A 9,589-nucleotide genomic window follows, 5' to 3' on the forward strand; every position below is an offset into this window, starting at 1 on the left:
CCCGGCCGTACGCGTCGGCCCGGCCCCACCGGCCGGGCACGTCCAGCAGTTAGATCCGGCCGAAAACGTCGGGCAGGGCCGGGTTCACCAGCAGGTTTTACCCGCAGGGCCGTAGCCCGAGGAGGGTGCCGAGCAGCATCAGCAGGGCGCCCGCGGACCACGACTGCGGTCGCCCGGCCATCGGCAGCTGCACCGGGTAGCCGGTGACCGCACGGGGATACCCGGCGATCACCTCCGGCACCGAACCCCCGACCAGGTCCGCCATCGCGAAGATGCCGTCGGCGACCCGGGCGGCCTCCTCGTCGTGGTGGTACCGCCGCAACCCGGCCGCGACGAGCGCGTTGTCCGACGGCCACACGGCGCCCAGGTGCGCGCCCACCGGGTTGTACGCCAACTGCCCGTCGGCGAACGTACGGACCCCGAAGCCGGAGAAGAGCTGCGGCCCCACCAGGTGGGCGGCGAGGGCGGCGGACCGGTCCTCGGCGACGATCCCGCTCCACAGCAGGTGCCCGAGCTGGGACGTCAACGCCACCACCGGGGTGCCGTCCGGCTCCAGTGCCGACGCGTAGTGCTCCTGGCGGGGCAACCAGAAGTCCCGGTTGAACCGTTCCTTCAGCGCGGCGGCCTGGCGCTCCAGCAGGTCGGCGTACTCGGGCTCGCCCCAGAACTCCCGGGCCAGGCGGGCTCCGCGCCGCTTCGCGTCGTAGGCGTAGCCCTGGAGTTCGCAGGTGGCCCTGGGCCCGGCGGGAGCCCGGCCGTCGGCGTCCACGATCGCGTCCGGCGAGTTGCGCCAGCCCTGGTTCACCAGCCCGTTGCGGGTGTTGCGTCGCTGGTAGCGCAGGTAGCCGTCGCCGGTCAGGTCCCCGTACCCGTCGATCCAGTCCAGCGCCATCCGGGCCGGGTGGCGCAGCTGCCGCACCAACGCGGCGTCGCCGGACCAGCGCTCGTACTCGTCGAGCAGGATCACGAACAGCGGGGTGGTGTCGGCCGCGCCGTAGTAGAGCCCGGTCGGCTGCTCGTCGAAGGCGGCCGACTCGCCGTACCGCAGTTCGCCGAGGATCTTGCCGGGTTCCTCCTCGTGCTGGTCGTCGAGCCGGCCGCCCTGGAGCAGGGCGAGCATGCGCAGCGTGTTCGGGGCCAGTTCGGGGGTGAACGGCAGGGTCATCAGGCAGGTGACCAGGGCGTCGCGGCCGTAGAGCGCCATCGCCCAGGGCAGACCCCCCACCGGCACCCGCCCCGAGTACGCCAGCGGGACGTAGCGCAGCGCGGCCAGGTCGGTCAGCGCCTGCTCGTACGTCGCCGGCAGCCGTTCCCGCTCGCTGATCAGCTGCGGCGCCCGGTCGAGCCAGTCGACCAGGTCGTGCCGCATGTCGTGGCGTACCCGCAGCCGGTGCGACTCCAGACTCTCCCGCAGGTCGTGCCCGCCCTCGCCCCGGATGGACATCCCGACGTGCAGGTCGGTGACCCACGTCCCGTGCGCCGGCACGGTGATCCGGTAGGTGAAGCCCCCCTCGTCGACGTCGGCCGGGGCGGTGCTGGAGACCGTCGCCTCCCGGGCGAACCGCTCCCGTTCGTAGCGCAGCCGCAGCACCGCCTCGGACGGGGAGGCGACCGTGGTGACCCGCCGGGGCGTCGGGCTGCGGATCTCCGAGGTGTCGGCGAAGTCCGCGCCGACCTCCATCCGCACCACGAAGTCGGCGGGCTCGGCGGCGTGGTTGAGCACGGTGAGCTGCTCGGTGAAGCTGTCGTCGATGGACCGGTGCCGGATCACCGACACGTCCGCGTCGACGTAGTGGCTGGCCGTGCCGGGGACCAGGAAGAACCGGGTCTCGAAGTAGGTCATGTCGTCGCGGGACAGGGCGTGCAGCCGCTGCCCGTCGATGGTGAGCACCCAGCGGCACAGGAACCGGGTGTCGAAGGAGAACAACCCCACCGGCGCCCTCGGGTCCACCTCCATGTCGCCGTGCGCGTCGCTGACGGCGAAGGCGTTACCGGCGATGATGTGGACCCGTTCCTCCCTCACCGGTGGCCGTCCCGTTCCCGGGCGGCCTCCCGGGGGTGCCGGGCGTCGGGCGGGCCGGGGAAGATCCGCCGCAGCATCATCAGCAGCCGCATGTTGCCCCGTATCGACAGGTCGTTGCGCAGCAGCGCGGTGGCGAGGTGGGTCCGACCCGACGCCAACCGGTCGAAGACCGCCCGGTCGGCGCGGACGACCAGGTCGGCATCGTCGGCGGAGCGGGTGACCTCGACGCGTTGGTCGCGGATGGTCAGCCGCCAGTGCGCGGTGTGCCCGTCCTCGGCGGCGTCCAGGCGCAGCGTCCCGCTCGTCGTCTCCGGGAGGTCGGGCCGCCGACTCCCGTCCCACCGCTCCAGGAACTCCGCCACCGACGTCCCCACGGCTGCCCTCCCCCACGGCGTGTCACGTGCCCGGTCAGCGTGCCGGTCGAGGGGGTGAGGCCGGCTCACCCGGACCGGATGAGGTCGGCGACGGGAGCGGGCGGGACCGGGCGCGGACGGTCAGGACCGCAGCAGGCCCCGCAGGTAGGCGGCCTGGCCGACGTGTTGGAGATCGTCGGCGGCGATGCTGACCAGCCGGACCCCGAGGGTCACCGGCGGGTCCCAGCTCTCGTCGACCACCCGGTCCAGGTCCGCCGGACGCAACCCGGCGAGGAACGTCCGGGTCCGCTCGGCCACCGCCCGGTGGTAGTCGACGAGCGCCTGCGCGCTGTCCGGCCGGACCGTGGCGACCTGCTCCGGGGTGTGGCCGTAGCCGGTGTCGGCCGGGTCGGCGGGCAGCCCGAACCGGGCCGCCCGGTCACCGGTGACCCACACCTGGTCGACCCCGAGCAGGTCGGCGACCTGCTGGTCCTGGATCCGGGTGAGGTGCCAGACCAGCCAGCCGACCGGGTTGGCACCCGGACCGGGCCGCCGGCACAGCTCCTCGGGGCTGAGCCCCTCCACCGCCGCGTCGACCAGGTCGGGCAGGTGGTCGTAGATTCCGGTCAGCAGGGCGTCGACGTTCACCGGGGCCTCCTCGTAGCGGCGTACCCGATCGGGATACCGCAACCGGAGCCCGACAAACCGCCGCGCCGGACGATCCGGTGGCCCGCGCGGGCGTACCCCGGGGTCAGCGCGGCGGTTCGGGGCGGGTGATGGCCCAGCTGCCGCCGTGCCGGTCGTGCAGCAGCACCTCGCGCGGCGTGCCGTTGGCGGCGCTGACCTGCGCGCCGGCCGCGCGGGCGCGGCGCAGCACCGCGTCGGCGTCGGCGGCGGTGACGGTCAGCACCGGCAGCCCGCCGGTGGCCCCGGGCGGGTCGGTCCACTCGCTGACCGTGAACCGGTGACCGTCGACGACGAGGTCGGCGGCGAGCACCCGCCCGTCGGGGAGGCACTCCTGGCGGTACGGGACCGCACCGAAGACCCGGGTGTAGAACGCGATGGCGTCGGACGCGTCGGTGACCGTGAGGTGCGGCACGGCTGGTGGGTGCTCGGATGTCATGACGTCGGTGCCACCTTCCCGGTCGACCGGTGACGGAACCGTCGCATGTGACGGTAGGCGGGCCGGCCGCCGCACCGGCACCCTTACCCGACCCCTGAACCGTCCCGACGGCAGGTCGTGCCCGGCGCGCCGGGACCCCGGTGGCGGAGCGTGGTGGGGGGTGGTGACGGGCCGGTCGTCGCACTAGCGTCGGCGGCACGGGGCCGCACCGTGCCCCCGTGCGAATCCGGAGGGGCGTGGACCGTGTCGCTGCTGGCCGCGATGTCATCGTCGGTGGACGACCGTCCGGATCTTCTCCGGGTGGGTGACGTGTGCCTGTCCCGGTCCCGGCTGCTCGCCCTGGCCACCGCCGTCGCCGACGACCTGCGCGGCCTGGACCGGGTCGCGGTCGTGACCACCCCGACGATCGAGACCGTGGTGGGGGTGGTGGGCGCGTTGCTGGCGGGTACGGCGGTGGTGCCCGTGCCGCCGGACGCCGGGCCCCTGGAGCGGGAACACATCCTGCGCGACTCGGCGGTCGGGGCCCTGCTCGCGCCGGCGGGCACGACCCCGCAGGACGCTCCGGCGGCGGACGGGTTGCCTGTCGTCCCGGTCGACCTGCGCCGGGTGTCGGCGACCACCCATCCGGAGCCCGGACCGGAGCGGACCGCCCTGATCCTCTACACCAGCGGCACCACCGGCGCGCCCAAGGGGGCGCTGCTGACCCGGGGGGCGATCGCCACCTGCCTGGACGGGTTGGCCGAGGCGTGGGCGTGGACGCCGGACGACCTGCTGGTGCACGGCCTGCCGCTGTTCCACGTGCACGGGCTGGTGCTCGGGGTGCTCGGCCCGTTGCGGGTCGGTGGCCGGCTGCACCACGTCGGCCGGCCGCAGCCCGAGCGGTACGCGGCGGCCGGCGGGACGCTCTACTTCGGCGTACCGACGATCTGGTCGCGGATCGCCGCCGCGCCGGCCTCCGCGCGGGCCCTGCGCGGCGCGCGGGTGCTGGTGTCGGGCAGCGCGGCGCTGCCCACGACGGTCTTAGACGACCTCACCGGGTTGACCGGGCACCGGGTCGTCGAGCGGTACGGCATGACGGAGACCCTGATCACGGTGAGCGCCCGCGCCGACGGCCCGCGCCGTCCGGGCGCGGTCGGGGTGCCGCTGCCCGGGGTACGCACCCGGATCGTCGACGAGCAGGGCCGGGACCTGCCCACCGACGGTACGGCGATGGGCGAGCTGCTGGTCACCGGCCCGACCCTGTTCGACGGCTACCTGAACCGGCCGGACGCCGACGCGGCGAGCCGTACCGCCGACGGCTGGTTCCGCACCGGGGACGTCGCCACGGTCGGCCCGGACGGTTGGCACCGTATCGTCGGCCGGGCGAGCACCGATCTGATCAAGAGCGGCGGGTACCGGATCGGGGCGGGTGAGGTGGAGGAGGCGCTGCTGGCCCACCCGGCGGTGCGCGAGGCGGCCGTGGTGGGCCTGCCGCACCCGGACCTGGGGCAGCAGGTCACCGCGTACGTGGTCGGCGACGGGGTGACCGGGCCGGAGCTGGTGGACTTCGTCGCCCGGCACCTGTCGGTGCACAAGCGGCCCCGGGAGGTCCGGCTGGTCGACGCCCTGCCCCGCAACGCGCTGGGCAAGGTGCAGAAGAAGCGCCTCGTCGAGGGGTGAGCCGTCAGACCTGCACGGGCGTCGACTGCACCCGCCGCAGCCACGAGTCGGGGCGGGGGCGGGTACGCCACTCCCGGGGGTAGCCGACGGAGACCTCCTCGAACCGCACCCCGTCGTGCCAGGTCACCCGGGGGATGTGCAGGTGCCCGTAGATCACCGCGCTGGCGTGGAAGCGGCGGTGCCAGTCGGCGGTGAGTTCGGTGCCGCACCACTGGGCGAACTCGGGGTAGCGCAGGATGTCGGTGGGCATCCGGACCAGCGGGTAGTGGTTGACCAGGATCTTCGGCACCGCCGGGTCGCTGCCGGCGAGCCGGGTCTCGGTCAGCGCCACCCGGGACCGGCACCAGGCGTCCCGGCTCGGGTGCGGGTCGGGGTGCAGGAAGACCTCGTCGGCGCAGACCACCCCGGCGGCGTGGGCGCGGGCCAGTGCCTGTTCCTTGCTGGTGACGCCCGGCTCGCGGAACGAGTAGTCGTAGCCGACGAACAGCGGCGCGACCAGCAGGGGGCCGCCGGGCCCGGTCCAGACCGGGTAGTCGTCCTCGGGGGTGGCCACCCCCAGGTCCCGGCACTGCCGCACGATGGCCTGGTAGCGGGCCTCGCCCCGCAGCCGGACCGGATCCTGCGAGTGGGTCCACAGCTCGTGGTTGCCGGGTGCCCAGATCACCTTGGCGAACCGTTCGGCGAGCAGCGTCAGCGCCCAGGTGACGTCGGCGAAGAGTTCGGCGACGTCCCCGGCGACGATCAGCCAGTCGCCGGCCGCGCGGGGCCACAGGCTCTCCACGATCTTCCGGTTCTCCGGGTACGCCACGTGCAGGTCGCTGACGGCGTAGATGCCGGCGTTCATCGGGTGTGGTCCCCTCGTTCGTCCGGTGCGCACGGCGGGGCGCGGCTCCGGGTCGGCTGGTGCGGTCCGGCTCGGGTTCAGTGCGGTACGGCGACGACGGTCAGGGTCAGCCCGGCGTCGTGCAGGTAGCGACCGTCGAAGTCCCGACCGCGGCCGGGGACGAGGACGTGGCCGGTGAAGGTACGTCCGGCCGGGTGCAGGACGATCCGCGCCTCGTCGAAGCCGAGGAAGATCCCGGTGATCGGGAACCACGCCTTGTAGAGGGACTCCTTGGCGCTGAACAGCAGCCGGTCCCAGTGCGGCCCGGGGGCGTCGGTGGTCAGCCGGTCCACCATGGCGCGTTCCTCGGGCAGGGCGATCGCGTCGAGCACCCCGTCGGGCAGTGCCTCGTCGGGTTCGGCGTCGATGCCGATGGAGCGGACGTCCGCGCAGCGGGCGACCACGGCGGCCCGGTAGCCGGCGCAGTGGGTGAGGCTGCCGACCACACCGGACGGCCAGACGGGTGCCCCCCGGTCGCCGGTGAGCACCGGGGCGGGCGGTACGCCGAGGGCGCGCAGGGCCCGCCGGGCACAGGTACGGGCGGTGGTGAACTCCCGCAGCCGCTTCTCGACGGCGCGGGCCACCAGCGCGGCCTCCTCGGGGTACAGCGGCTCGGTGTCGGTGTCGTCGAACGCCTCGACGGCGACGACGCCCGGTGGCGTGATCCGGTCGATCATGCGTCGGCCAACGGCCGGATGGTCCAGGTGTCGCCTGTGTGGAGGAGGGTGGTGAGTTGTTGTTCGGGGGTGTCGGTGGTGGTGTTTCGGGCGGTGGTGATTTGGTGTTGGACGAGGGTGTCGTAGGTGGGGCGTTGGGTTTGGCGGAGGACGCCGATGGGGGTGTTGCGGAGGTCGGGTTGGGGGAGGCGGGTCAGGGCGAAGGCGTAGGCGGGGTCGGTGATGGTGGTGTCGTGGATGACGATGTCTTCGGGTGGGGTGGTGGCGGTGTCGCGGATTTCGAGGCCGAAGCCGTGGGGTGGGTGTACGACGCAGTGTTGTTGGTTGTGGCCGAAGGTGATGGGTTGGCCGTGTTCGAGGCGGATCAAATAGTCGTCGCGGGTGTCGGGTTGTTTGAGTTGGTCGAAGGCGCCGTCGTTGAAGATGTTGCAGTTTTGGTAGATCTCGACGAAGGCGGTGCCGTGGTGTTCGGCGGCGGCGCGGAGGACGGTTTGGAGGTGTTTGCGGTCGGAGTCGATGGTGCGGGCGACGAAGGTGGCTTCGGCTCCGAGGGCGAGGGAGAGGGGGTTGAAGGGGGAGTCGGCGGATCCGGCGGGGGTGGATTTGGTGATTTTGCCGGTTTCGCTGGTGGGGGAGTACTGGCCTTTGGTGAGGCCGTAGATGCGGTTGTTGAACAGCAGGATCTTGAGGTTGACGTTGCGGCGTAGGGCGTGGATGAGGTGGTTGCCGCCGATGGACAGGGCGTCGCCGTCGCCGGTGACGACCCAGACGGACAGGTCGGGGCGGGTGACGGACAGTCCGGTGGCGATGGCGGGGGCGCGGCCGTGGATGGAGTGCATCCCGTAGGTGTTCATGTAGTAGGGGAAGCGGGATGAGCAGCCGATGCCGGAGATGAAGACGGTGTTGGCGCGGGGGATGTTCAACTCGGGCATGAATTGTTGGACGGCGGCGAGGATGGCGTAGTCGCCGCAGCCGGGGCACCAGCGGACTTCCTGGTCGGATTTGAAGTCTTTGGTGGTGAGTTTCACGGCGACGGGTTCAGGCATTCTTCACAACCTCTTCCAGCATCGTCTCCAGTTCGGCGGCGGTGAAGGGTAGGCCGCGGACCTGGTTGTAGGTGATCGCGTCGATCAGGTATCGGGCGCGGATGACCTGGGCGAGTTGGCCGAGGTTCATCTCGGGGATGACGACCCGGTCGTAGGCGGCGAGGATGTCGCCGAGGTTGCCGGGGAGGGGGTTGAGGTGGCGTAGGTGGGCCTGGGCGATGGGTTGGCCGCGGTGGCGCAGGGTGCGGCAGGCGGCGCCGATCGGGCCGTAGGTGGAGCCCCAGCCGAGCACGAGGGTCCGGGCGGTGCCGTCGGGGTCGTCGACGTCGAGGTCGGGCACGTCGATGGCCTCGATGCGGGCGGCGCGGGTACGGACCATGTAGTCGTGGTTGGCCGGGTCGTAGGAGATGTCGCCGGTCTTGTCGGCTTTCTCCAGGCCACCGATGCGGTGTTCCAGGCCGGGGGTGCCCGGGACGGCCCAGGGGCGGGCCAGGGTGGCCGGGTCACGTAGGTAGGGCAGGAACGTGACGCCGTCGTCGCCGTTGGGGGCGGTGGTGAACTCGACGCGCAGGTCGGGCAGGGCATCGACGTCGGGTAGCAGCCAGGGTTCGGAGCCGTTGGCGACGTAGTTGTCCGACAGCAGGATCACCGGGGTGCGGTAGGTCAGGGCGATGCGGGCGGCTTCGAGTGCGGCGTGGAAACAGTCCGACGGTGACTTCGCGGCGATCACCGCGACGGGGGCTTCACCGTGACGGCCGTGCAACGCCATGTTCAGGTCGGCCTGTTCGGTTTTCGTGGGCAGACCCGTGGACGGGCCGGCGCGTTGCACGTCCACCACGACCAGCGGCAACTCCAGGGCGACGGCCAGGGAGATCGTCTCGGACTTCAGGGCGACACCCGGGCCGCTGGTCGTGGTCACTCCCAGGGCACCGCCGTAGGAGGCGCCGAGCGCGGCGCCGACCGCGGCGATCTCGTCTTCGGCCTGCATGGTGACCACACCGAGCCGTTTGTGTTTCGACAACTCGTGCAGGATGTCCGACGCCGGGGTGATCGGATACGCGCCGAGGAACACCGGCAGACCCGACCGCACCCCCGCCGCGACCAACCCCAACGACAGGGCGGCGTTACCGGTGATGTTGCGGTAGGTGCCCGGCACCATCTTCGCGGGTTTCACCTCGTACCGCACCGAGAACGAATCGGTGGTCTCGCCGTAGTTCCAACCCGCCTTGAACGCCGCGATGTTCGCCGCGACCAGATCCGGCCGCTTGGCGAACTTCCGCTCCAGGAACCGCAACGTCGACTCGTACGGACGGGAGTACATCCACGACAACAAACCCAACGCGAACATGTTCTTCGCCCGCTCGGCGTCCTTCTTCGACACCGACAACTCCGCCAACGCCCCCACGGTCATCGACGTCAACGCCACCGGATGCACCACGAACCCGTCCAGCGTGTCGTCCTCCAACGGGCTGACCGCATAGCCGACCTTCACCAGGTTCCGGCGGGTGAACTCGTCGGTGTTCACGATGATGTCCGCACCCCGACGCAGATCACCCAGATTCGCCTTCAACGCCGCCGGATTCATCGCCACCAACACGTTCGGCGCGTCCCCCGGCGTCAGAATGTCATAATCGGCGAAATGCACCTGGAAACTCGACACCCCCGGCAACGTTCCCGCAGGCGCCCGAATCTCCGCCGGGAAATTCGGCAACGTCGAAATATCGTTACCCAACTGCGCCGTCTCCGAGGTGAACCTGTCCCCCGTCAACTGCATCCCGTCACCCGAGTCACCAGCAAACCGGATCACCACCCGGTCCAACTGACG

8 protein-coding genes and 1 pseudogene are annotated in these 9,589 nt (G+C 71.8%); 1 reads left to right on the forward strand and 8 read right to left on the reverse strand.

Annotated features, from left to right (window positions below; all coding sequences use genetic code 11):
- Window positions 1-52 precede the first annotated feature (52 nt).
- The 4 genes and pseudogenes from ACOJTC_RS19270 to ACOJTC_RS19285 all read right to left on the reverse strand — a co-directional run.
- Window positions 53-2,023 (reverse strand): annotated as a pseudogene (locus ACOJTC_RS19270) (glycogen debranching N-terminal domain-containing protein); the annotation flags it as partial.
- On the reverse strand, window positions 2,020-2,397 hold the full coding sequence (locus ACOJTC_RS19275; RefSeq protein ID WP_204928011.1) for an SCP2 sterol-binding domain-containing protein: 378 nt from the start codon (window positions 2,395-2,397) through the stop codon (window positions 2,020-2,022). The gene ACOJTC_RS19275 and the pseudogene ACOJTC_RS19270, both read right to left, overlap by 4 nt.
- Window positions 2,398-2,517: 120 nt before the next feature.
- Window positions 2,518-3,024 (reverse strand): mycothiol transferase, encoded by a 507-nt coding sequence (locus tag ACOJTC_RS19280; protein WP_420117926.1) that lies wholly within the window; start codon window positions 3,022-3,024, stop codon window positions 2,518-2,520.
- A 103-nt stretch (window positions 3,025-3,127) separates the two neighbouring features.
- The gene (locus ACOJTC_RS19285; protein WP_420117927.1) at window positions 3,128-3,499 is read right to left on the reverse strand and encodes a VOC family protein; all 372 of its coding nucleotides are present in this window, start codon (window positions 3,497-3,499) and stop codon (window positions 3,128-3,130) included.
- A gap of 261 nt (window positions 3,500-3,760) precedes the next feature.
- Between ACOJTC_RS19285 and ACOJTC_RS19290 the strand changes: the two genes are divergently transcribed.
- The gene (locus tag ACOJTC_RS19290) at window positions 3,761-5,158 is read left to right on the forward strand and encodes an acyl-CoA synthetase (RefSeq protein ID WP_420117932.1); all 1,398 of its coding nucleotides are present in this window, start codon (window positions 3,761-3,763) and stop codon (window positions 5,156-5,158) included.
- Between the two features lie 4 nt (window positions 5,159-5,162).
- Here ACOJTC_RS19290 and ACOJTC_RS19295 read toward each other — a convergent pair whose 3' ends face one another.
- The 4 genes from ACOJTC_RS19295 to ACOJTC_RS19310 all read right to left on the reverse strand — a co-directional run.
- Entirely contained in the window at window positions 5,163-6,002 is an 840-nt protein-coding gene (locus ACOJTC_RS19295) for a metallophosphoesterase family protein (protein WP_420117928.1), read from the reverse strand.
- 77 nt (window positions 6,003-6,079) lie between these two features.
- Window positions 6,080-6,718, reverse strand: a complete 639-nt coding sequence (locus ACOJTC_RS19300) for a 4'-phosphopantetheinyl transferase family protein (protein ID WP_420117929.1) — start codon at window positions 6,716-6,718, stop codon at window positions 6,080-6,082.
- A complete protein-coding gene (locus tag ACOJTC_RS19305; protein ID WP_420117930.1) occupies window positions 6,715-7,764 on the reverse strand; it encodes a 2-oxoacid:ferredoxin oxidoreductase subunit beta in 1,050 nt (349 codons plus the stop codon). Before ACOJTC_RS19305 ends, ACOJTC_RS19300 begins: the two co-directional genes overlap by 4 nt.
- On the reverse strand, window positions 7,757-9,589 hold a 1,833-nt coding region (locus ACOJTC_RS19310), incomplete at its 5' end, for a 2-oxoacid:acceptor oxidoreductase subunit alpha (RefSeq protein ID WP_420117931.1). The genes ACOJTC_RS19310 and ACOJTC_RS19305, both read right to left, overlap by 8 nt.

Source organism: Micromonospora sp. (genome assembly GCF_048594385.1).
Classification (GTDB): domain Bacteria; phylum Actinomycetota; class Actinomycetes; order Mycobacteriales; family Micromonosporaceae; genus Micromonospora; species Micromonospora wenchangensis.